Source organism: Pontibacter toksunensis (assembly GCF_042686245.1).
Lineage (GTDB): Bacteria > Bacteroidota > Bacteroidia > Cytophagales > Hymenobacteraceae > Pontibacter > Pontibacter toksunensis.
Genome location: NZ_JBHUOX010000009.1, coordinates 184,461 through 207,155 on the forward strand (window position 1 = coordinate 184,461; position 22,695 = coordinate 207,155).

General features: G+C 39.2%; 20 protein-coding genes and 2 pseudogenes. 11 read left to right on the forward strand and 11 right to left on the reverse strand.

Going from position 1 to position 22,695, the window contains the following annotated elements; all coding sequences use genetic code 11:
- Window positions 1-73 precede the first annotated feature (73 nt).
- On the reverse strand, window positions 74-724 hold the full coding sequence (locus ACFS7Z_RS13870) for a recombinase family protein (RefSeq protein WP_377485551.1): 651 nt from the start codon (window positions 722-724) through the stop codon (window positions 74-76).
- A 1,107-nt stretch (window positions 725-1,831) separates the two neighbouring features.
- Between ACFS7Z_RS13870 and ACFS7Z_RS13875 the strand changes: the two genes are divergently transcribed.
- Window positions 1,832-3,106 carry a tetratricopeptide repeat protein gene (locus tag ACFS7Z_RS13875; protein WP_377485553.1) on the forward strand — a complete coding sequence of 425 codons (1,275 nt, stop codon included), beginning with the start codon at window positions 1,832-1,834 and terminating at the stop codon, window positions 3,104-3,106.
- A 380-nt stretch (window positions 3,107-3,486) separates the two neighbouring features.
- Here the strand turns inward: ACFS7Z_RS13875 and ACFS7Z_RS13880 are convergent, their stop codons facing one another.
- From ACFS7Z_RS13880 to ACFS7Z_RS13905, 6 genes are all read right to left on the reverse strand, one after another.
- On the reverse strand, window positions 3,487-3,672 hold the full coding sequence (locus ACFS7Z_RS13880) for a hypothetical protein (protein WP_377485555.1): 186 nt from the start codon (window positions 3,670-3,672) through the stop codon (window positions 3,487-3,489).
- Window positions 3,673-3,955: 283 nt separating this feature from the next.
- Window positions 3,956-8,512, reverse strand: coding sequence for an alpha/beta fold hydrolase (locus ACFS7Z_RS13885; protein WP_377485557.1), 4,557 nt, complete (start codon window positions 8,510-8,512; stop codon window positions 3,956-3,958).
- Window positions 8,513-9,104: 592 nt separating this feature from the next.
- A complete protein-coding gene (locus ACFS7Z_RS13890; protein ID WP_377485559.1) occupies window positions 9,105-9,317 on the reverse strand; it encodes a hypothetical protein in 213 nt (70 codons plus the stop codon).
- Window positions 9,314-10,882 (reverse strand): primase-helicase family protein, encoded by a 1,569-nt coding sequence (locus ACFS7Z_RS13895; protein WP_377485561.1) that lies wholly within the window; start codon window positions 10,880-10,882, stop codon window positions 9,314-9,316. The genes ACFS7Z_RS13890 and ACFS7Z_RS13895 overlap by 4 nt, the downstream gene beginning before the upstream one ends.
- Window positions 10,857-11,327, reverse strand: coding sequence for a hypothetical protein (locus ACFS7Z_RS13900; RefSeq protein ID WP_377485563.1), 471 nt, complete (start codon window positions 11,325-11,327; stop codon window positions 10,857-10,859). Before ACFS7Z_RS13900 ends, ACFS7Z_RS13895 begins: the two co-directional genes overlap by 26 nt.
- Before the next feature lie 74 nt (window positions 11,328-11,401).
- A complete protein-coding gene (locus ACFS7Z_RS13905; protein ID WP_377485565.1) occupies window positions 11,402-11,734 on the reverse strand; it encodes a hypothetical protein in 333 nt (110 codons plus the stop codon).
- Window positions 11,735-12,027: 293 nt separating this feature from the next.
- Here ACFS7Z_RS13905 and ACFS7Z_RS13910 point away from each other — a divergent pair, with 293 nt between their 5' ends.
- Window positions 12,028-12,435 carry a hypothetical protein gene (locus ACFS7Z_RS13910; RefSeq protein WP_377485567.1) on the forward strand — a complete coding sequence of 136 codons (408 nt, stop codon included), beginning with the start codon at window positions 12,028-12,030 and terminating at the stop codon, window positions 12,433-12,435.
- Window positions 12,422-12,766 carry a hypothetical protein gene (locus ACFS7Z_RS13915; protein WP_377485569.1) on the forward strand — a complete coding sequence of 115 codons (345 nt, stop codon included), beginning with the start codon at window positions 12,422-12,424 and terminating at the stop codon, window positions 12,764-12,766. Before ACFS7Z_RS13910 ends, ACFS7Z_RS13915 begins: the two co-directional genes overlap by 14 nt.
- Before the next feature lie 412 nt (window positions 12,767-13,178).
- On the opposite strand, the gene ACFS7Z_RS13920 is transcribed toward ACFS7Z_RS13915, so the two are convergent.
- Together ACFS7Z_RS13920 and ACFS7Z_RS13925 are read right to left on the reverse strand one after the other, a co-directional pair.
- A complete protein-coding gene (locus ACFS7Z_RS13920; RefSeq protein ID WP_377485571.1) occupies window positions 13,179-14,507 on the reverse strand; it encodes a hypothetical protein in 1,329 nt (442 codons plus the stop codon).
- Window positions 14,508-14,521: 14 nt separating this feature from the next.
- A complete protein-coding gene (locus ACFS7Z_RS13925) occupies window positions 14,522-15,706 on the reverse strand; it encodes a hypothetical protein (protein WP_377485573.1) in 1,185 nt (394 codons plus the stop codon).
- A gap of 620 nt (window positions 15,707-16,326) precedes the next feature.
- On the opposite strand from ACFS7Z_RS13925, the pseudogene ACFS7Z_RS13930 reads away from it, so the two are divergent.
- The 7 genes and pseudogenes from ACFS7Z_RS13930 to ACFS7Z_RS13960 form a co-directional block, all read left to right on the forward strand.
- Window positions 16,327-16,394 (forward strand): annotated as a pseudogene (locus ACFS7Z_RS13930) (hypothetical protein); the annotation flags it as partial.
- Between the two features lie 63 nt (window positions 16,395-16,457).
- The gene (locus ACFS7Z_RS13935; RefSeq protein WP_377485575.1) at window positions 16,458-16,796 is read left to right on the forward strand and encodes a phage integrase SAM-like domain-containing protein; all 339 of its coding nucleotides are present in this window, start codon (window positions 16,458-16,460) and stop codon (window positions 16,794-16,796) included.
- A gap of 17 nt (window positions 16,797-16,813) precedes the next feature.
- A pseudogene (locus ACFS7Z_RS13940) lies at window positions 16,814-17,325 on the forward strand (site-specific integrase).
- Window positions 17,326-17,327: 2 nt separating this feature from the next.
- Window positions 17,328-18,197, forward strand: a complete 870-nt coding sequence (locus ACFS7Z_RS13945) for a hypothetical protein (RefSeq protein WP_377485577.1) — start codon at window positions 17,328-17,330, stop codon at window positions 18,195-18,197.
- Between the two features lie 368 nt (window positions 18,198-18,565).
- Entirely contained in the window at window positions 18,566-18,871 is a 306-nt protein-coding gene (locus ACFS7Z_RS13950) for a helix-turn-helix domain-containing protein (RefSeq protein ID WP_377485579.1), read from the forward strand.
- A 59-nt stretch (window positions 18,872-18,930) separates the two neighbouring features.
- Complete coding sequence (locus ACFS7Z_RS13955; protein ID WP_377485581.1) at window positions 18,931-19,464, forward strand: hypothetical protein; 534 nt, start codon at window positions 18,931-18,933, stop codon at window positions 19,462-19,464.
- Window positions 19,465-19,509: 45 nt separating this feature from the next.
- Complete coding sequence (locus ACFS7Z_RS13960; RefSeq protein WP_377485583.1) at window positions 19,510-20,439, forward strand: phage/plasmid replication domain-containing protein; 930 nt, start codon at window positions 19,510-19,512, stop codon at window positions 20,437-20,439.
- A 22-nt stretch (window positions 20,440-20,461) separates the two neighbouring features.
- Here ACFS7Z_RS13960 and ACFS7Z_RS13965 read toward each other — a convergent pair whose 3' ends face one another.
- A complete protein-coding gene (locus tag ACFS7Z_RS13965; RefSeq protein WP_377485585.1) occupies window positions 20,462-20,869 on the reverse strand; it encodes a hypothetical protein in 408 nt (135 codons plus the stop codon).
- Between the two features lie 415 nt (window positions 20,870-21,284).
- Complete coding sequence (locus ACFS7Z_RS13970) at window positions 21,285-21,656, reverse strand: hypothetical protein (protein ID WP_377485587.1); 372 nt, start codon at window positions 21,654-21,656, stop codon at window positions 21,285-21,287.
- 757 nt (window positions 21,657-22,413) lie between these two features.
- Here ACFS7Z_RS13970 and ACFS7Z_RS13975 point away from each other — a divergent pair.
- Window positions 22,414-22,665 carry a hypothetical protein gene (locus tag ACFS7Z_RS13975; RefSeq protein WP_377485593.1) on the forward strand — a complete coding sequence of 84 codons (252 nt, stop codon included), beginning with the start codon at window positions 22,414-22,416 and terminating at the stop codon, window positions 22,663-22,665.
- Window positions 22,666-22,695: the final 30 nt, after the last annotated feature.

Consider the following 22,695-nt stretch of genomic DNA (forward strand, 5'->3'; position numbering starts at 1 on the left):
TTCAGTTATTGTACTTTACTCTATTGTAAATACCTAAGCCGTAGAAGCTTTTTGAAATAGTATAAGCTGGTAGTTATTCTTTTAACTGCTGCACCGCCTTCTTAACTCTTTGTACTGTGGCGGTGCCTACGCCACAAATAGCGGCCACATGCCGTATGGAATGTCCCGCCTTCAGGTGGCGGACAACTAAACTGTGTTCTTCCAGCAGCTGCGCATTTGTTTTTGTGGTGCCCTTCTTCCTGCCAAGGGTTTTACCCTTTCGCCTGGCTTCCTCCAGTCCGGAATGAATGCGCTCGATTATTGTTTCGCGCTCCCATTCGGCAAACTCCAGCATAATTGTGAAAAATAGCTTAGCAATAGGGTCTGATTTGCCTTCCGGCGTTATACTTTCGATGTTGCGGTTAAGCAGGAATACGGACACTCCTAATTGCCGAAGCCTGTCCAGTACTTTCAGGCCTTCTAAGGTGTTGCGACCTAAACGGGAGATCTCTGTTACCAGTACCTTTTGAATGGTACCGCCCTCGGCTAGCACCAGAAGTTGTTTGATTGCCTGACGTTGCGCGTTTTTCTTGGCCCCGCTGATCTTTTCGGCAATCACCTCTACAATTGCATAGCCTTTCTCTTTACTGTAAATGGTCAGGTCTTCCACCTGTCTAGTATAGTCCTGACTACCTTTCGATACCCTGACAAAAATGGCTACCGGTGTGTGTGTGGTTTTTGACATCGTTACTTGGTGTTGTTGGTAATTCATCCGTGCCGGCTTGGAAATTCGCCGCCTTTGCAATATATGCTCCTCAATTGAAAGGTGGGATCAATGGGGCACATCTGTGCTCATAAAATTATTTGTTAACAAACAATAAAAATAGTTAGGTATTTGAGCAACCATATTAATATTTTAATGTAAATTATAACGATACAACCATTGCATTTTTTCTGATTGCTAGACTAACTCTTTGGATTGCCACTCCTTAAGAAGGGTGCCCTTCAGCCATAACTGAAAATGACGATGAATTATTAGTTTTTAAATTTCTTAATTGAACGCAATATGGGCGTAGTGTTGGAAGAAAAGGAAGATGAGAAAGCTCCTGAAGCTGTAAATAATGGGTCTTCAAATAAGCAGGATCTCAGCAAAAGATTAAGGGCAAAGCTGGGAATAAATCTTTTAAAGTATAGGCGGAAAAAGAATAACCAGACCCTGCCAAATCCACAAGATGCAAATCCCCCTAATAATTCAAATCACCCTCTAAAGGAAGAAAACCTAAGCTCATTTGATAGAACAAGCCATTTTCTAGAAACAATTCGAACAATTGCTCTGAATTTCGCTGTAACTATTCTGCTTGTGTTTTTGACAATTCATGTTGTTAAAGAGGTTAGAACCAAATCCATAATTATAGAACCATTTGAAGTACCAGAAAATTTGGCTAAAGAAGGATTAAGTGGGCGTGTTTTCGCTAATAAATTAGTTGACCAAATAGATTCAATCCGAACGACAGCAAAATATTCAAATGTCCTACCCATTATTCCAAACTGGTCACAACTGCAAATCGAAGCAGATGTTCCAGGCGCTGGAATTTCATTAAGTATAGTATCCAATCTGTTAAAAAGTACTTTTGGTATAGAACCAGTCAAAGTAATAGGAGAGGTATATAGAGTTGATGGGAAAATCTACATAACAACAAGAGTAAGTGGTAGACCATCTATCACTAAGCAGACGGAACTAAAAGCCTTAGATTTTACAATGGCTAGTATTGCACAAAATGTAGTGAAATATGTTCATCCAATACTGTTAGCTCACTATCGGTATAATATTGACAAGAGTTGTAGAGAATGTATGGATTTGATAGTTAATACTATTTCAACTGAACCTATAGAAGATGACAGTGAAGCATACTTACTTTGGGGATTTATATTAGATGATAATAAGAATTACGAAGGAGCCATTGCCAAGTACAGGAAAGCTTTAGATCTCAACCTAAAGTATGCCCCTGCCTACAACGGCTGGGGAATCGCGCTGGACAACAAGGGAGACTACGAAGGAGCCATTGCCAAGTACAGCAAGGCTGTAGAGCTCGACCCTAAATTTGTCTATGCCTACAGCAACTGGGGAGATGCATTGAACGCCTTGGGAGACTACGAAGGAGCCATTGTCAAGTACAGCAAGGCTCTAGAGCTCGACCCTAGATCTGTCTATGCCTACAACGGCTGGGGAATCGCGCTGGACAACAAGGGAGACTACGAAGGAGCCATTGCCAGGTACAGCAAGGCTGTAGAGCTCGACCCTAAATATACCGATGCCTACAGCAACTGGGGAGATGTGCTGTACAAACAGAAGGACTACGAAGGAGCCATTGTCAAGTACAGCAAGGCTGTAGAGCTCGACCCTAAACTTGTCCGCGCCTACAGCAACTGGGGAATCGCGCTGGACAACAAGGGAGACTACGAAGGAGCCATTGCCAAGTACAGTAAGGCTCTAGAGCTCGACCCTAGATCTGTCTATGCCTACAACGGCTGGGGGATCGCGCTGTACAACCAGAAAGACTACAAAGGAGCCATTGCTAAGTACAGCAAGGCTGTAGAGCTCGACCCTGAATTTGCCTATGCCTACAACGGCTGGGGAGATGTACTGTACAAACAGAAAGACTACGAAGGAGCCATTGCCAAGTACAGCAAGGCTCTAGAGCTCAACTCTAAATCTGTCTATGCCTACAACGGCTGGGGAGATGCATTGAACGCCTTGGGAGATTACGAAGGAGCCATTGTCAAGTACAACAAGGCTCTAGAGCTCGACCCTAGATCTGTCTATGCCTACAACGGCTGGGGAATCGCGCTGGACAACAAGGGAGACTACGAAGGAGCCATTGCCAGGTACAGCAAGGCTGTAGAGCTCGACCCTAAATATACCGATGCCTACAGCAACTGGGGAGATGTGCTGCACAAACAGAAAGACTACGAAGGAGCCATTGCCAAGTACAGCAAGGCTCTAGAGCTCGACCCTAAATCTGTCTACGCATATAACCGCTGGGGAGATGCATTGAATGCCTTGGGAGACAAAGAAGGAGCGAGTGCCAAATACGAGAAGGCAGAGGAAATAAACCTTGAAAAGTAGGTCTATTATTTACCCAATCATTTAGGGAGAAACAAAAAAGGCAGAGTGTAGGTTTGGCTACATTCTGCCTTTTGAAGACTATTGAGCAATCTTCATCTTAGGTAAAAGTGCTATACCTTGGCCATACCATTCTGAGCAGTACTTCAATTCTAGTTATTTTTATTGCTACTTCAGCCATATTGTGTCAATAAAATCATTTGGTTTCCGTGCTACACTTTTGTAGAAATGCGCCTGGCAAAGAAGCAGCCTAAACAGGCTTTTTGGCTTGTAAGTCTAAGAGGGATTAATTTGATACACTATCTGTCTACTACGGTACCTTCTTCCAGAAGCTAAGCAGGAACTCATCAGCGATTTCAGGTTTAAAGTGCAGCACTTGCAAGCTATGGTGTAGCCAGCAAGAGCGGCTTTTCCTCCCTGCCGCTCAACGAAGAGGTCTCCTTTGGTGCCACTTGCTGCCTGCCTTGATCTACGCCCGTCTCATCTGCCACTTCTTTGACCGCTCCTCTTACATAGGAGAGATCGATAGACGTTCGCTTGAAGGAGGAATAAAATATACGTTTAGTCATAATAGGCAGATTTAGTCATTTACCTAAATCTGCCTATTGAAAGCTTTCCAGTCAATGCTCAACTTTAGCATTTACATGCATTGAAAACAGCTAAGCTGAGCATTTTAGGCTTATTTGAAATTTAATAATGCATATCGAATCACTTTCACGATATACATTATTTAAACAGTGGCCTATTAAACTATTGAGACCGTTTTTCCTTATCTGTAAAAATGCTAAAGTCGAGCAAAGGTAGCAACTCCAAAACCCGTTTAGCCAACGTTCAATACTAACATCAGAAGGGTTACTCGAAAACAATTTTCTTGTAGATTAATCCTTTATCAGTTTGTATTTGAAGTATGTATAACCCTTTAGCAAGATTTTTGATATCAATGCCGATAGTGACGATACCATTTCCTTCAATATCTTTCACTACTTTTCCTTGTGTAGAATACATAATAAGCTTACTCCAACCTATGCTATTAAGGACTGAAACTGTTAATTTATCATGTGCAGGGTTCGGATATACTATAAAAGATTTAAGAAGTTCATCTTCGATAGAAGTGACATTGTATGTAACAGCATCTGACATTTCACTTGTCCCACAACTGCCTTCTACTTTTACGGAATAGAGTCCTGATTCTTGAACTACATATGTATTTGATGTAGCACCTTCAACAATCTCCCCATTCTTATACCACTTATTACCATCTGCGCTACTAGAAGTCAGTAAACTATCTGAAAGTACAATGGTTGGTTTTGCTGGAACCACACAAAAGCTCCTATTCACATCAGGGGCAGCACTATATGTGACATTTCCTTCCTGTGATGCCTTGATAGTAACAGTTCCCTCGCCGGTAATGGTGAGGGTGGAACCTGAAACAACTGCTGGACCTGAAACGACGCTAAAGCTTACTTGTAGGTTTGATGTGGAACTTGCACTAAGAGTAAATGCGGAATCGCCAAAAGTTTTATTTGAAAGATTTGGGAAGTCAATAGATTGGCTCTGTTTAGCTTCATATACGTTGAAAGTAGTCTGGACATCCGGAGCCGCACCAAAATAAATATTTCCTGCTTGAGAAGCTTTTACCGTCACTTTACCAACTCCATTTATTCTAAGAACATCATCAAAAACTGTTGCAGGACCAGACACAATGCTAAATACAACCGGTTCACCAGAGGTGGAAGAAGCAGTCAGCACAAACAATGAATCTTCAATAGATTTATCAGGAATAGGTTCAAAGTTAATGATGTTGTTCTTATAAGTTGCCACAGCAAAATTCGGAGACACTGTTACAGGAACTGCTATAGTACGGCCTTTATACATAACTTCTACTATGTCCGTACCAGGGCTAACTGCAGTAACCACACCACTTGCATTAACTCTAATAATACTTTCGCCTTTTTTTGTTGTGTATTTAGTTCCGGTACTACTGCTAGACAGATTGACATAAGTTGTATCTAGACCTGTAATGAAAGTACCAGATGTATAAAGGGGCATGACCCGAAAAAGTGAATCTAACATAAAAGTTGCTGGTGAGACTGAGAAATCAGAGATTGGAGCATCCATAGTTAGATAGATATGTGTCGTATCTCCTAAAAGGATATCAGAAGTATCTCTGGCTAAAGCTACAACATTAATTTTGCCAATTGGTGCTTCTTTGGGAATAGTAAAACTTACAGCATAAGGTGGATGCTTAGGCACATCAAAGTATCCCACATCCTGTACCATAAACATTGAATTTGTTGGCATTGCACCACCCTTAGCTTCAAATTCTAGCACTACCTCTGTAGAGGCATCATGTGTATAAGTTTTACCTCTTGTCGGAGAAGTTATTATAATTGATTCTGTACCTTTCAATTCCTTCTTTGTTAGAATATCTCCTTGTTCAGCGACCTGTTCTGTGTCATTATTCGTATTTAACCGCCCTCCAGAAGGTGTGTATGCAGGAAAATATTCTTCGAAATAATTTTTATGGTCACTATCTTCTTTATCTGCAATTAAAAGGGGCACAACTCTACTATGCACTTCAGGGGAATTGGTTTCTGTCAAACTACTAAGTGGACCTGAGTGTGTTGTGTTTAATAAAGTTGGTTGTAAAGACTCTATCAACCCTCCTTTTTGGCTATCGAGTCCTACAATCACATCATTGGATTCTCCTTTAAATGCTTTCGTATGTGTAGTATAAAACAGCATAAATAACGCAGAATTAAGGGCGTTTTTAAATAGTGTGTTTGATGGTTCATAGGTAGCGTTTATGGCATGAGCTTTGACTTCAGTTTTTCCCAGCTTTTGATAAGCATCTGAACCAGGTTTGAAGTCACGGTGACAAGTACCTATCGGCTGGTTCATTAACCAAAATACCCATGCAATTTTCATTAAGCTAGGAGCCACCTTACCTCTTAAATGAATCAAATTACCCTGGTTTTCGAATAAGAGTGGTCCAAAAGGTGAACCTTTGTGAGGAGTACCTATGGTAATTAGTTTATGAACATAGCCTTTTTTGTAATTAATTGTATTCTTGTAATAGTCTTGATGAATAAAGCTTCTTGTCATTAGTCCCCCTAAGCTGTGACCAACAACATCAACCTGAGTACACGCAATTTTAGAATCTGTGTATTTATTAATTCCCTCAACGGCCGCTCTATAAACAGCGTTAACTCCAGAGCCGGTCTCGTCTGGATGAAATGTTGAATAATTATTATCTGAATAGTCCGCAACATTGATGTTAATAAATCCTTCCTCGGCCAGCCTCAACCCTAGACTTCCCGGACCTATCCATGCATGTTTACTAGACCACATCCCATGAACTAACACAACGGGTGGTGTAAATAATTTTATTTTCACTTCTTTTGTTGCGGCTGATTCTCCAAGTTCGCTTACTGTGATAATTGCATCTCTACCTTCAGGTTTTTTGAACTCTGATCCATAACCATCAGGTACTGTATATACAGCTACGACAAGACTGTTCCCACTACCATCCTTTTTGAAGGGTTTAACCTCAAGGGTTTTTTGCTCGATAAGCTTCCCATCAAACGTACTAAATGTACCCTGTTTTTCCCCTTTGATTTCAAATTTCAGAGTCTTATCAGTCTCAGCAACTAATAGCAGCTTTGTTACACCGTCTGTTGCAGCTCCAACCGCTGTTTTCGTAACATCAATTTCGAATGGATCTGAAATAAACCAATCTTCTACTATCATAGTAGGGTTTGGATTTACAACAACTACTTCCCAAGAATCTGAAGCAACAAAATCGACAGTATCACTATACAAGGAGAGCTTTGTAGCAACTGAATTAGTGGCAATAACCCAATATTTTCCGGATGAGCTTGGTTTATAAGTGTTGTTCTCTTTTACAACTGCAATCTGCTTACCATCCTTATACCATGTAAAAGTATTATTCTTACTTGTGCCACCTACTGCTAAGGATAATTGCTTGTTATCAATAAGTATTCGAAGATTGGCCTGTGGTGCGTATTGGGCAAAGCTGTATGTTTTCGCAACTTCTTCTGTTCCATCAAAAGTAAAATGGTTATTATTAATTGATAAACCAACAAGATTAAGCTTAAGAATGGGAGTTGGAATATTACCGCTTAATTCATTATTGGCTAAACCTAAGTGCCTCAACGTAGTTATATCCCCAATAAAAGAAGGAATGGGACCAGATAGTTTGTTGTCATAAATATTAAATATTTCTAACTTTTTCAAAGTTGCAAATGAAGAAGGAATTTCTCTAAGCTGGTTCCCATATAAATACAAATATCTAAGATTAACAAAATTTGAAATATAAGATGGAATTGTAGTTAGACTATTCCTCGCTAGATGTAAACTACCTAAATTAACCAAATTATCAATTGGAGGAACTTCTGTTAGATTAGTTGATTCCAGATTCAAGTCATTAAGGTTCAACAACTTACCAATCGAAGAAGGAATTGCTTTCAGCGGGTTATTACCTAAATAGAGCACTCTTAATTTAGCAAGGTTTTCAATTGTAGATGGAACTTTGATAAATTGGTTTCCCCCTAAACGTAACGTACTAAGATTTACTAAATCTCCAATTGAAGAGGGTATTTCCGTTAACTTGTTCCACCCTAAATCTAAATATTTCAAGTTATTTAACTTACCAATAGAAGAAGGTATTACACCATTAAGTTGATTATAGAATAGACTTAATAGCTCTAAATCTCTCAAATTACCAATTGATGCAGGAATGTTTCCTGTCAATTTATTAGCATTGAAATTTAGATATAATAGCTTTTCTAACTTACCGATTGATTCAGGTATAGAACCTGATAACTGGTTGCCTTGTAGATACAACTCTTCTAGCTCTGTTAAATTCCCAATAGAACTTGGAATGCTCCCAGTAAACTGGTTACTACCTAAGTCTAGAATGGCTAACTTTTTTAAACTGCCTATCTGTGAAGGTATAGATCCTGTTAATTTGTTACCCCTCAGATATAAAATATCTAAATCTTTTAAATTACCAATAGTAGCTGGTATTTCTCCTGTTAGGTTATTTCCTTCAAAATCAATATCTAATAGGTAACTTAAATTGCCAAATGAAGAAGGGATAGCACCCGACAAATTGTTACTTACAAGATCTATTTTCCAAACCCTTAAGAATACTTTTCCATCATAATACTTTACTGAAACACTTAATCCGTGCCAAGTCGCTACTGGCCCCTTTAGCCAGCCGGAATTATTTCTCCACTTAGGACCATTGGTGCTATTGTAAAAATCAACAAGAGCCAGTGAATCTTCAACAGCGGTTTGTGTCTGTGACAAAGAACTGGAAAATGCTTGTGTAGTTACAAAAAAAACGAAGGCCACGATAAAGAGATACTTCTTATTCGCTATCATATAAACGTGTTAAGCTAGTTTTGGAAAAGAAAAAGCTGTATGGAAATACCCTTGCAAGTTTAGGGTAACAAGGAGGAAGGCAAATAAATGATCTTAAGGAGTAGCCGCGATCATCAACTACCATTATCAAGAGGAATCTGAGGGACCTTGAATCTAAGGGATCCAATAGAAGAGAGGCGTATTTATTTCACTGCAATGCTAAGTATTATTCTATCATAATAAGATTTGTTAAATAGGTTATAAAAGTCTCTATTAATTCTAGAGACCATTTTGATACTATACGATTCTTATATTATTTAGTAATTAGTAAATAATTTTCAATTATCAATGCCTATAATTTATGCGTAAATGCATCAATTACGCTTGTTAACTTTATAATTTTTAATGTGAATCAGAACACCGGAGGACGCCACAAGAATTTTAAAGACTATTCTTCTTTCGCAACTCTTGTGTACTTGAGCGAGAGGAGATGCGGAAGAAGAATATTAAGTTGTGAAAGTCAGGTTTTATGAAAACTACTGTTTGCTTACGTCCTGCTGAATAGTACCAATAGCACACAGCTTTTAGAATACACATTAACTATTAAATTTTACTAATCGTTAAGGATAAGAGTACTTTTGAATTGTAAGTCTAGACCAGCTTGTAGTCCGAACTCAAACCAATGATTGCTGCTCCAGCTCTCCGGAAGCTCTATCTCTAATTGCCCGTCTCTTTCTGTGTCTCTTGGCTCATTTACCTCAATACCAAACTTAAAAGCTGTGATCATTAGAGGCCGTAGTAACTCTGTATTAATTGTAATTATCATGATTGTGCTGGTTTGTTGCTTCTAAAAATGATGTAGTCGTTACTGTTACTCCTGGTTTCGTCCTGTTCCTTGTTTATCTTCTTAAAATGAGGGGACAAGTCTGCATACTTGCGGAGCCATTCCGTAAACCTGCGCTGCTTTAACTTTCCATCATCGTAGTCGTTAAACCTGCTCTTGAAGTCTTGAAAAAGCTTTTTCTTATCGTACTGCTCATCAGGAATAACTTTAAGGTCAGTCATGAATTCAATAAACTCTGGGTTAGTCTGATCACGGAGCTTACGTGCCTCCAGGTTAATGCTTCTAGTTTGATATAGGCCTATCCGCAGGTATACAGAAGTGCAGTACATCATAAAATTATCGTATTTCGCCCATTCTTCAGCATCCCAATCAGTGAAAAACCAGTGCTTGTACTCATCTTGTGGGCTGCGCTTGTCAGAGAAGTAGTCTGAAAACTCAAACTCTATGGACCGATCACGAGCCGATGCACCCTCTATTTGAATAGTTTGATTAGTGGAGATGATCATCTTGAGCTTCACTGTAAATGGCTGTAAACCTTTCTTGTTTACTTTGATGCCTTCAGTGATGTCGTTGAACAGTAGCTCCATGTTAAAGTACTTTCGCACATCATTGAGGTGGACGATTTGCGTATCAAAGTTTACCTCCTGATACTTAAACTGGTCTCTTACTGGATCAAAATCTTTACCATTGATTTCGCAGTAATTTCGCATGTGCCCAAGGCTCTTACAGAAAAGGGTTTTACCTGTTCTGCCGTCTGCCACGTCACTTATTCTACTATCAGTAAGAATGGTAGCCTTAAGCTTGTTTTCGGTGTATGTGTGGAGGTTGTACCCAATAATGCTGCACAAACTTTTAAAGCGTTCTTCGTCTTCATTGCTGACTTTGCCGATAAAGTCAGCAAACACTCCACACTTTTTGTAGTGCTCCTCTTTTTGCACATCAATGTGTTTGAAGTTGCGGCTTAAAATCTGATCTTTCCAAAGGTAATTTTGGAGCTTGCTGTACTCTTTCAGATCCCAACCATCCTTTGTACAGCGCACATAGCCGTTGCTATAGTAAAAGAAAGCTTCTGCTTTAGAGTCTTGGTTAATATCAATGTAATGGTCCAGCACCATGCGATTAAGCTTATCAGTAGAAAAGTAGCTGCCCAAGGCTTTATAGAACTTATTAACTAGGAGCTCTGAGTTAAGCCGTTCATAATTGTTATAATCCAGCTTATATAAGAAGCTGATTACCTTATCAGTTATCTCATTTGTAGTGACCTCTGATATCACCCTGTTTTCGATGAGGATTAGAATAGATCGACCTCTTTCAATGTCATAGCGTGCAAAACCAAGGCTTTTGTAGAAATTTATCAGTTTTACATAGTTTATGTTGATGTCTTTGAAGTTACCATCTGCATCTAGTTTTTCAGAAAAGAACTTTATACTATCCTCCAGCTCTACTAACTCTTCCTCCGGATCCTGCTTTGCTGACTTTTCTATAATAGGGGCAGGCTGTTTTACAGGCTCTTTGGGGAGTTTAACTGGCGTTCTTTGTATTGGCATAGTCTTGTTTGTCTTTTCTGTTTTTCATCACTTGCTTATAGTACTTATCAATTTCTCGTTGATAAGCTTTGTCAGGTCGCAGTAGTGTGTTATCATCCATCACTTCACTCGCTGAATCATGCACTTTCGAAACAAGAACCATAAATGCTTCTGGGTCAGTGGATAGGTTACGCATCTGTGTAAGCATCCTAATCATAAGCCTGATCTCGTTGCTTAGGAGCATTTTCTCAAGCATAAGTTGAAGCCTTTGGTACTCCTGAACCTCCATCATCTTCTCAGTTTGGTTATAGAAGTCAATGAGGAATTTTATTTCATCATCAACAGCCTTTATTCGATAAGCCGGTGCTCGCTCTTGTTTCATTTGTGCCAGGTACTTTTCCTTCTCTGTTATAAGCCTGATGTAGCTGTCTGACTGTAGCAGCCAAGTTTTTCTTATTAAATCCATTGAACTAGGAGCTAAAAGGTTTAACTATGTTTTGTCTCTTCTTTATATCATTCATTGATCCGGAAGCTCATTTTTCAAAATTTTGTTCGTCGCTTAATTCCTAAGACAGTTTTTAACTCTGATTTGATGTCCTTTTTCGTTTGAGTTTTGAGCTGTCTAAGCGTTTTATCAGTTTTCAAATCATAGTTCCGGAGAGCTTCTGTTGTGGTGTTGAAAAAGGCGGCATAAATAGCCAGATGATCCTCTCGGATAGTTCTTTCATCCTTTTTCTTAATAGCTCTGTGCTTGCGAAAGGTGTTTATAGGGATTTCATAGTTGTCCTCCAGCATCTTCTCAATTGTTTTAATCGGAAGCCCTTTTTCTGTAGCTAGGATTAGCTTGTTGAGGTTGTACTTGTATTCTTCCATTCTATAAAATGTTAGGTATAGTTTTGAATGTTGATTGTGGGACCGTGATAGTAGAGTCAGAACTATATTTAAAGTAATATTTGTCGCTGTTACATGTCTTGCAGCCCTTTAAAGCTTCATATAAAACAGGATTAACTTTTCCATTATGGCTAAAATTTTGTTATATTTGGCTAGTTATTAGTCTAAAATGACTACACAAATGTTATAAAATGGCTAATCATTTACAAGTATTGATTAGACAAACTTTATATAGCTGTTTTAAATACTTGATTGTCAGATAAAAAAAAAAACAATTGGCTATGCACCAGGGGAGGGTACTTAAAGACCTTACAAAAGAGTCTGGACTGACGCAGGAGGACGCCGCAAAGGCTTTCAAATATTCTCGGGCAGGTTTTCGGCTTTTATTTAAAGAAGAAAAGCTGAAAGAGGATATCATAAAGAAGGCCTGTGAGATTTTTAATGTTGAAAGGAATGAATTTTTCCCTATGGAAAGCGTGCTGATAGACGGAAATTCGACGTATAACAGACCTACTCAAAAGGGTGGTCAAGGTAATGTACAGGTAATAGGTACTTATTATGACTGCATGAGCGAGCTAGTAACGGTTCAGAAAGCATTAATTGCTGAAAAAGACCGTACAATACAGTTGCAAGATGAAATAAACGAGATGCTTAAAAAGCAAATTAGCGATGGTAGCAGATAAAGTATTCGATGATGCTATTCCTGGATATGGAGAGCTAGACGCACTGAAGGTAATTCAGGCTATTGCTAAACTTGCGGCTACGCATGATACCTATATAAATCAGTATCCAGAGCTTTCGGTGCTGGTAGAAGCTATAGTAGGGGAGGTGACTATTGAAGAGCCAGAGGCAGATGATCTTTTGCTGCTTAGGCTGATTAACATCCTTCAGTGCCTTAATAAACAGGCAGCTGATTCCGATGTTTTCAAGATAATCAGGAACAACTTTCAGGCAAACATATACCATGAAATCAATGGCAACTTGCCAGTATATGAGGGACAGTTTTACCTGTAGTTAGTTCACTATCTGTGTTATTTACAAATAGCTTAAGCCTGAAATGCACCTTTTAAGATGGCTGAATTTCATTGAAATTTGAGAAGGTCGTGACTATGTCTAATGTTAAAGGAGATGGCAATTTCTGCGACAGAATCCGCGACACTAGCAACAGCAATAGCTCGCGACACTTCGCGACACTAACAAAATATTGTCTAATTGGGCGCATTCAACGTATTTTGGGGTGTGCAGCCGATGGTTCGATTCCCGCTTCTGGCACTATTTTGATGATGTAAGCCCTTATAAATCATTTGATTTATAAGGGCTTATTTGTTTATCCCCCACAAATACTCAACACAACCTGCAAGTAGTATTTAAAGGAAGTAGTTTTTGTTGCTTTTTTACTAACATTAATTTAAGTAATTGATAACAATCACCTGTTGATAATTGAACGAAATATTCTTAAAGCTGCTTGTAAATCAAAAGAGGCACCTATAAAAAAATCTGATTTCCATCTATCTTCGGTAGGAATTTCATTTTCCTGTTTGTCGAATGGACTACCTTCTTTCAGTCCCGATGTATCTTCTAACCTAGTTACTTTACCTACGTGTACGCCACCAAGCAGGTAAAAGAATCCAGGTCTACCTAAGCTTACACCTAACAGAGCATTATCACCAAGGTCATTTAGAGTTGCCCCAATGAAGGGGTCAAGACTAATTACATCTTTCTCTATATCTTTTTTTCCAAAAATGAATGGTGAGAATCCGATGATATAGTGTATCCGAGGAGATTGTTCATCTTTGACATAAATCTTATTTCCACTTTCGGTTTCAACTAATCCAAATTCTTGATCTTCAAGAAAAGTAAAAATAGGTCCAAAATGATAAGCTCCATAATAAAGTCTGTTGGCAACAAATTGAAATGATCCAATGTCTTTCAATGAATTTTCATCAACTATCTGTCTTATAGAAACAATAACTTCTCCGTACTTAAAATCTTTTATTTCTGCTGATCTTTCATAATTGTATACAATTACATCATCTGACTCTTCATCAAACTCCTCTTGACCTAACACAAACCTATCTAAAGGGTTTCTTAATGGCGAAGTAAGCGAAATCTTCAACCTCATTGATTGTGGTTTTATTGTGTATACATAGACTTTGTCATTGTCATCAATTTGGTCCTCCGGACTTGCATAGATGGTTCCGAATTGGTCAACTACAAAAGCTGCGGAATTATTTTCTTTAGAATATAATGTTTGACCTACTGTTGTCTTTGCTGCACTAACAGCATTATTTAATGCTGATGTCAAGTTATAGAACGTTCTGACTTCATCTGTGTTGACTACAACTCTATTAGAAGAGTTTGCTATTCCCACTGATACCTCACCTATTGGGACTTCACCCTTATCTTCATAATCATAAACTACCTTTAGTTTAAGTTGTTTGTCTTCGGAGTTAACAACTCTTCTAACCCTAAAGCGGTATACAAGTTGATCTTGTTTTGTTTCGATTGGAAACAGTGCTATTGATTCGCCCGCATATAGCTTAAATCTTTTAGGAACGAAGGAAGGAATATTTGGCTTAGGCACATGTACCTCTACTCTATTACTAAATTGAACCTCTTTCGGTGCATCTTCAGCAAGTACATACTTACCATTCGATTCGGACCTTTCCAATTTAATGGTTTGAGTTGTAATCTGTGCCATACTGCTGCTAATGAGAAGTATTGAGCAAAATGAGATGAGTAAGATTTTTTTCATAGCTTTACTTATTTTTAGATTATGTCACAATACAATTCTTGAAGAACATATCCTATTGTACAAAAAACAGCTAAGTCCCGTATACCCATTGTATCGAAGTATAAATCGGTTGCGTTAATTCTTCCTGATAATATACCAAGAACAAATCCGTCATTGTCCACCAATGCCGCTCCAGAATCTCCATCATTTGTTAAGATGTCTACAAGAATAACAGACTCTAATCCTATATGCGTAAGACTTGTTGTGGGGACAATTATTTTACCTGTTTGATATTTTGAAGTATCACCAAACATCTGCACAGGTAAATATAAATCTGAGCTACTTATAGGTCTCCAACCATTTATTTTACCTATTCTGGGGTGATAAAAATCAGACTGTCTATTATTCTCGATACTAATAGATGAAGCGTCCACTCCTGAGTCTGTATGTCTTGATCTACCTGTTATCAAATAACCTAATAGCTCATGGTCATGATATTCTTGAGAAGGCGCAGAAAATTGTATTGAGGGAGAATTGACGTAGTCTTCTGGATAGTCTCTTTTTAGACCGGTTACGTGCATAGCCGTGATAGCTACAGGTTGATTAGAACTAAGGTCTGTAGCTAATGCACCTATTGTTCCACGCTTTCTTAAGTTATTAGGGCCTATACTATCACCGATCATGACTGAAGACATTTCTGAAAATGATCCAAGGGCAACGACATCTGTTCTTATAGGCCCTATATTTTGTCCATACAATAAGGAAGGGATAGAGAGCCTATTCTTTAGTAAGTAATTGGGTAGCTTCTCCGCGACATAAATTGCTAAGCATACATCCCCGGAGACATTACCGTTTTTTATTTTATAGGCAGGTCCCATTCCAATAACACCTGGCATTCTCAGTAGCCAATGAGCATTATCTCTGCCTATTTGATCTGCTTTCTGCCATTCTTGGGGTAATATTCTATCGGGAGAGCCTGTTGGTGTGGTTGCAGCCTGCTGAGTCCTTGCAGTTCGAAGCAAATTTCTGGAGTATTCCATAGACTCGGCAGTTTCAACGGGAGAGCCTACATGGGCTAAAACCGCCATTTCTCCAGCCTCTATGAAGATATGCAATAAGCCTTCTATTTCAGGATCAGTAAAATGCCGTATTCGTTTACCTAATACCCTTTTTACATGTTCCTTTGTTGCCCTTTCCAAACTCATTGCCTTTGTCTTCAAGTACGTTTAACATATTTGCCTATTTTGTCATAATTTTAATATATTTATTATAGTAATAACGTTTTTGTGTTAAAAAGTTTCAATAAAATAGAGGTATAATTAATTTTATTAGTGGTAACAGAAAAATTAAGTGATGGTTAATTTTTAGATGATAGAAATTTAGGATTCATGTCTATAAAGTCTAAGAATTCTGCGACAGAATCCGCGACACTAGCAACAGCAAAAGCTCGCGACACTTCGCGACACTAACAAAATATTGTCTAATTGGGCGCATTCAGCGTATTTTGGGGTATGCAGCCGATGGTTCGATTCCCGCTCCTGGTACAGCACTCCCTATATAGGAGAAACTTAATCAACAGAAGAACCCGCTTTGAACACTGTTTAAGCGGGTTTTTGCTTTTATACCCATTCTCTAATATACTGCTCCTTTTCTCTTGTTTAGCTGACTTTTGTTACCAGTTTGTTACCAGTTTGTTACTCGCTTCAATACTTTTTATTATATTGGATAACAAAGGAATACATAAGCGCAACATGTGAAAAAGAAGGCCCAAAAAGAACCTGTAAGGCTTAGGGAGAAGAAACTGAGCAACGGCAACATCAGCCTGTACCTGGATTACTACATGCAGGGGAGAGGCAGTATGAGTTTCTGAAGCTTTACCTGATAGACAAACCTAAGACCGCCTTAGACAAACAGTCTAACCAGACTACCCTGGAGCTTGCCCTCAGGATAAAGGCAAAGCGAACTGAGGAGGTGCTGACAGAGACTTTTGATCTGCCATCCAAGAACAAGGGAACAGCAAACTTTGTAGCCTACTACCAAGCCTACTTTACCTCCTACACTAAGAAGGACCAGAGGGTGCTCTCTGCCAGCCTGAGTAAGTTTAAGGCTTACCTGCAGGAGGCATATGGCACTGAGCGCTTAGCCTTTAAAGATGTTACTCCTAAGCTTGTTTTAGGCTTCAAAGACTACTTAGAGTCAAAGCTGACAGGAGAAGGGCCACCGACCTACTACAGCCGCTTTAAGAAGGTGGTGAAGCATGTGGCATCAGGGAGAACCTGTTTCCTCAGCACCCGCTGCCTGAGAACGTGAAGTTTAAAGGCGGGGGCATGAACACAGGTTTGCTGAGCCTGGAGGAGGTGAGCCTGTTGGCTAGAACCCATTGTGGCAGCGACACGATAAAGCGGGCCTTTCTCTTTGCCTGCAATACAGGTTTAAGATTTGGGGACATAAAGGCCCTGAAATGGCAGGATATAAGCGGGGTAGAGCTTGCCATCAAGCAAAGTAAGAAGGAGGTACACCGCCTCAGGCTGAACCAGAACGCGCTGAAGCTGATAGGAGAACGGGGCAAGGCAGATGAACTGGTATTTAACCTGCCATCCTTCAACGGCTCAGCTAAAACAATAAATAACTGGGTAGCCAGGGCAGGCATAGATAAGCGTATTACATGGCACAGTGCCCGCCATCCTTTGCTACCAACATCCTGCTGTTAGGGTATGACATTAAAACACTCTCACAGCTTTTAGGCCACACTTCCATACAACACACTCAGAAGTACCTCAACATTGCAGACGAACGCAAAGCACAAGCTGTAAACGCTTTACCTGACTTAAACTTTTAGGAATGGAGACATATAAGTACACTTATGAGGATTGGCTGAAAGGAGAAATCCATAATGAAGATTTAGAAGATTTAGTCAAGCAGAAGTATTTAGGTGAAGATGACTTGAAAAGAGTAAGATCAGATCAAGAGTTTGCTTACTCAAATCATATAGCTATGCACCTGCAAATGATGAAGATTGCTTTCTATCAAAGATATGAACATTCATTTGCAAAAGAAGAGCTACTAAATCAACAGGTAAAGGCTGCTGAAGAAGATTTACAGAGTTTCAAAGACAGCAATCCAGTTGTTTATTGGGAAGCTATAAATGGTATAGACAATAGATATAGGTTAACTCCTCCATTCATCCCACATTACCTAATAAACAGCTCTTTTATTGATGAACTAGAAGAAATACTGCCTACTCATATTTCTTATTATACTAAGTCAAACTTCTATAGATGGCTAAAATGGCTGAAAGAAGATGGCAAAGAAGATACTGAACCCTCCTTTCAGGCATTTAGTGAAGAGTTCAGAAAAGGGTTTGAAAGAAGCCGTCAACGACTTGACAGGTTTAGGAAATTAGATAGTGAAAGAGCAGATAAGTATGTTAAGGAGCTTTTTAATCTGCCATTTATTAAAGAACGAGTAGTAGGGCTTATGACTGAACAGGCAGTAAAAACATTGAGTGTCATCACTCATGAGCAACCCAATTCTAATGAGAACTCTAAAGGAGAACTTGTTAGCTACATATGGCAGGATGACCATAAAGAGGAGCTTCCTAAGTTATACAAGTTAATGAAGGATAAATACCTGCATAAGCACACAACGCTAAAGCAATTCAAAGCTGCGTTTACAGCGAAGCCTATTGAAAATCTTGTTCCTGTTAAATGACATGATGCTAATGCTCATGAGTTGCTTTATTTTATCATGCAGTTAACAGATTCAGGCAACATAGATGGAAGCACTAAAAGGATGGATTATAAGAAGTTCAAAGCTTGTTTTGCTAAACCAAATGGAGAACTATTCAAAACGGATTTTAAAGTTGTAAAGCAGAATGTAAAACATGATCTATCTTCTGAGAAGCAAGAAGCTATAGACAAACTCATAAGCCATTTTTGCTAATACTTTAACCTTTACCTTTACCTTAACCTTCACCAAAAGTGAAGGTTTTTTCTTTCCTGCCTTTGCAATCTTTGCTCTTGTTATAACGAACAAGGGAATAGCGCTAACCCATTTCTACAACTTTTAAAAAGCCAGAAATGGAAACACAAAATTTAGAGCAAAGGTTAAGGAGCATTGAAATATTGCTCCTTTCCCAAAAGACAGTATTGAACTTTGATGAGGCAGCAAGTTATACAGGCTTATCTAAGAGCTACCTGTATAAGCTAACCTCAGCGGCACAAATACCGCATTTCAAGCCCCAGGGCAAACACATCTACTTTAACAAGGCAGAAGTAGACCAGTGGCTACAAAGGAACCCTACACGGCCTGTAAATGAAGCTGCCATAGAGGAGCAGGCAGCAACTTACATCACGCTTAAGAAGATGGGAGGTGTAAGATGCTAAGAACAACTAACTATAGGTTTTCCCCTTTGCCTGAGGCAGTAAAGGTTAAGTATAGCGGCATGTTAGCAGCTTACTACAGGTTTGAGGTTCTGCCAGATGATGTAAAGGCAAAGCATAAAATCAGGAGCAAAGCCAGATTAGACTGCACCGTTCATTCCAACCCGACAGGCTATAAAGTATTGATAGATTTTATCAATCACAAAGGACAGATGTACCTGTTCAGGATTCCTGCCAATGGGTTTATAAAAGCCAACACCAGGAGGCTGGCAGAATGGAGCCTCACCAACGGGAGCCTGAACCTCTCCAGTATTTACATAGAGGACACAGACTTTCCTGAGTATGGCTATGGGTATCCTAACGCTAACAGGTTAAAGAGTAATGGAGATGCTAACCCGCTGTTCCTGTACAGGAATGACTGCTATCTGTTTCTTACTAACAAAGACCTTAGCCTGATTGAGGTACTGGTTATAGCTGAAGGCAGGAACCTTGTAGGGGCATATTATCAACGGCTGATAGATGTTAAACTGGACCAGGAGATTGAACAGCTCAGAGAGCAGGCACAGCCGTTCTTTGACTATGGAAATGCTTTGTAGTAAGTGGTACACATTGATTGCTTTTGATAGATTTTATCAAAAGCAATGTACTGTACTACAAAGCTATTCTTAAGCATGGAGCAGGCAGGCGGTTCTGTAATGGACTGCCTGCCATTCCTCACCAACCTTTCAGAAATCTATAAACAGAACACAGGGCAAACTTATCTTGCAGGCCATGCTGGTAATTTAAGAGTAGGAGTGTCAGAGTATGGGATTAACATTGAAGGCAGTCTGGCTAAGTTCTATTTAGGCACAAACCTGCACTCCCTGAACAGGTCAGACAGCAGGCGGGCCTTTGAGATGATGGCCGACACCCTGCACCTTCCTATACAAAGAGCAACCGTTTCAAGAGTGGATATAGGGGTAAACCTGATGACAGACTATAAGCCAGAACTTTACTATCCTTATCTAGGACCAAGTAGCAAGTATGAGCGATTCATGCAGCCTAAGAGCATCAGGTATGAGAACAGCATGAGAAGAAAGAAGTTCTACAACAAGATAGCTGAAAGCAAAAAGTATAATGTGGCAATACCTGATGTGTATAAAGACAAGAACCTGTTAAGGTATGAGCTATGCTATATGCAGCGCCTGCCAAAGCAGTTCAATCAGCCTGTCATAACACCAGATGTACTAACTAATGAGCGGTTCTATATGGAGATGTATGACCGTTGGTTTAAAGAATATGAAGTCATACAAAAAGTAGGAGTAGCAAAGATGGACACAACTAAAATCAAAACAGAAAAGGACTTTTTAGACCAGTTACTTATTCTCTCTATTCAGGAGAAAGGCCTGGATGCTGTGCTGCATCAGATTGATGTGTTGAAAGAGCAAAAAGTATACAAGCATCCTGAATACTACTCCCATCTTAAGAAGAAAGTCAGGAAGATAATAAGCAGTACTAAACATGTAGAAACGCCTGAACTCTTAGAGGAACTGAACAGGAAAGTAGCCAGGGCAAAAGAAAACTACAGGTAAACTTAAAGGCGTTTTAGTTTTGCTATGCTTTTAGCCACTCTATAGCTACTTCTTTGCTTGTAAAATTTTGTAGCTGAAAAGGGAGTTGTATTGATTCGTTGATGTGTCTGATATTGCCTTGTGCTCTTTCCTCTATATCAGAGCTTGGAGACTGCACACGAGCCACTTTCTGAACACGTGTTTTCATCAAACCACTGGCTAAATACACAGCAATCTCCCTACTTTCCTCACTGGATACAGAGGAGACAGTTCTTGAGGAGTCCAGTATTACCTTTTTTACATCATAGTTCTTAACAGTATCTATTAGTATATCTATACTATGCTTGATTTCAGAGAGCATGTAATCATGTAAATCAGGGTAGCCGACATCTAATATGTCAGTAGCAGGACTGTAATCTAACTTAAGAATACTGTTATGAAACAGAATCATCTATTTAGGGCTTAAATGGACTGCAAATATACACTTGGTGTTATTAAATTAACCATAGTAAGAGAAGCCTTTTAAGCCTGATTCTCAAAATTTGTTCACTTCTTTAGTACAATAAAACGCTGTAGATAGAGATGACAGAAATTATACTGTTTGAACTTCTGGACCTGGTAAAACCTCACATTCTTAAACTTTTGAGGGGTAGGCTATATAAACCTTGTCAAAGGTCCAGAAGTCCGACCGCTGATATATCAAAAAAAAGTCTGTGTCACTTCAGAGAGGGGAGGGGGAGGTAAATCTCTGAAGCATTGCTAAAGCCTGACCGCTTGGTAAGGCCTAACATGCACATGCAACTGTGAAAGAAAAAGGGAAGAGCCTTGCGAGTCTCAAAACTAAATAAACCTTAATGAAGAGATAATTAAACGGCTTTCTTTTTTGTATCAAGCTCTTCATTAATCCATAAGGCAAAGAATATTGTTCCCCAATAGACTATTGGTGGAATGATAATCACTCCTATGTCTATGATGATACCTGTGATAACATCTACAACACTAATATGATAACCTCCTACTAATACCGCTATTGGAACTTTAACAATATAAAATACCTGAGCTAAAGCAATTAGAACACCTATGGAATTTAAAATGCATCTAACGCTCAAGTCCAGGTTATCATATAAACTTAATAACTCGTTAGGTGCTAAATCTGATAGACTTTTTAAAGTTGCATTTCTAGTTTTCATGCGACTTGTTCTCTCATCTGCAGGCTTGATAACATTAATAAAGTCCATTGAAAATGTTTTTAAGTGTGATAGCATGAAAATGTCATGAGTATATGTGAATATAATAATAAAAATTATAACTTATCTAGAGTTTAACTTGTTTTATTATGCCGTTGAGAGTTGTTTTAAACCTATTTAACCTTACTTCCTCGCGTGTATAGAGGGAGACAATAACAAAAGCCAACACAGGACCAAATTCCGACCGCTTGACATTATCTTTTGCCTACTGCCATAATTAGCTAAGGGGGGAGGGGCCTACAAATCCTCTGAACTATATAAAAGCCTACACCGTATGACAGCAATTTTCTCTCACTGCCAAGAAAAAGCCAAAGGGGATAAGGCTCTTGCTGCACTTGGCTAATCAAGCATGCCCTATAAGGCAGGTACATAAAGAAGCTAAGCATGTTAAGAAATGTTAAGGTTTCACGCGTGTGTAGGAGAAAGGCTGAACTTGTAAAAACTTAACATCCTCACTTGTGCAGGGACTTAGTAAAACTTAGTTTTTTCAGTCCATAAATGGCGTGTTTGCCGATACTGCCGAACCTATAAAAAACAGTGGAATAACAGTGAAAAGAAGCAGGTATATTGAGCTTTATACCTATCTCACAAACTCACACTATAGGTAACTTAGGGAATATAAAATCAAAGCCTGTATAGTGCTGTAAATCAATATATAGCAGCTATAAAAGCTCGTTTTACAGGCAAAAAATAGCTATATTTAGATGTATATTCCCTAGGGATTTAGGTTTCAATTTCAGAAAAAACGATGCCCCGACACTCCACCATCCCAACCTTATATGATGATGCAATAGCCGTTTCCACCACTAAACTAAAAGAATGGGGCTACCTGATGCCAAACAACTACCAAAGCGGCACCCTCACCTGGAGCAGGAACGGCAACACGACAGGCAGTATAGATATTGAGCTCCTCCCATTTTTAGGACATGTGAAAAGTAGAGAATTCGGGTTCTACTATATTACATTCCACCCACTCTTCCGGCGTCTTGTCGCCCAATGAGCTATGGGGCCGGAATTGGTTATACTCCTG

Bases quoted from the DNA above. Each gene is read 5' to 3' on its own strand.
- ACFS7Z_RS13870 (WP_377485551.1), bottom strand. From the start codon at position 724: ATGTCAAAAACCACACACACACCGGTAGCCATTTTTGTCAGGGTATCG.
- ACFS7Z_RS13875 (WP_377485553.1), top strand. From the start codon at position 1,832: ATGGATTTGATAGTTAATACTATTTCAACTGAACCTATAGAAGATGAC.
- ACFS7Z_RS13880 (WP_377485555.1), bottom strand. From the start codon at position 3,672: ATGACTAAACGTATATTTTATTCCTCCTTCAAGCGAACGTCTATCGAT.
- ACFS7Z_RS13885 (WP_377485557.1), bottom strand. From the start codon at position 8,512: ATGATAGCGAATAAGAAGTATCTCTTTATCGTGGCCTTCGTTTTTTTT.
- ACFS7Z_RS13890 (WP_377485559.1), bottom strand. From the start codon at position 9,317: ATGATAATTACAATTAATACAGAGTTACTACGGCCTCTAATGATCACA.
- ACFS7Z_RS13895 (WP_377485561.1), bottom strand. From the start codon at position 10,882: ATGCCAATACAAAGAACGCCAGTTAAACTCCCCAAAGAGCCTGTAAAA.
- ACFS7Z_RS13900 (WP_377485563.1), bottom strand. From the start codon at position 11,327: ATGGATTTAATAAGAAAAACTTGGCTGCTACAGTCAGACAGCTACATC.
- ACFS7Z_RS13905 (WP_377485565.1), bottom strand. From the start codon at position 11,734: ATGGAAGAATACAAGTACAACCTCAACAAGCTAATCCTAGCTACAGAA.
- ACFS7Z_RS13915 (WP_377485569.1), top strand. From the start codon at position 12,422: ATGGTAGCAGATAAAGTATTCGATGATGCTATTCCTGGATATGGAGAG.
- ACFS7Z_RS13920 (WP_377485571.1), bottom strand. From the start codon at position 14,507: ATGAAAAAAATCTTACTCATCTCATTTTGCTCAATACTTCTCATTAGC.
- ACFS7Z_RS13945 (WP_377485577.1), top strand. From the start codon at position 17,328: ATGGAGACATATAAGTACACTTATGAGGATTGGCTGAAAGGAGAAATC.
- ACFS7Z_RS13950 (WP_377485579.1), top strand. From the start codon at position 18,566: ATGGAAACACAAAATTTAGAGCAAAGGTTAAGGAGCATTGAAATATTG.
- ACFS7Z_RS13955 (WP_377485581.1), top strand. From the start codon at position 18,931: ATGTTAGCAGCTTACTACAGGTTTGAGGTTCTGCCAGATGATGTAAAG.
- ACFS7Z_RS13960 (WP_377485583.1), top strand. From the start codon at position 19,510: ATGTACTGTACTACAAAGCTATTCTTAAGCATGGAGCAGGCAGGCGGT.
- ACFS7Z_RS13965 (WP_377485585.1), bottom strand. From the start codon at position 20,869: ATGATTCTGTTTCATAACAGTATTCTTAAGTTAGATTACAGTCCTGCT.
- ACFS7Z_RS13970 (WP_377485587.1), bottom strand. From the start codon at position 21,656: ATGGACTTTATTAATGTTATCAAGCCTGCAGATGAGAGAACAAGTCGC.
- ACFS7Z_RS13975 (WP_377485593.1), top strand. From the start codon at position 22,414: ATGCCCCGACACTCCACCATCCCAACCTTATATGATGATGCAATAGCC.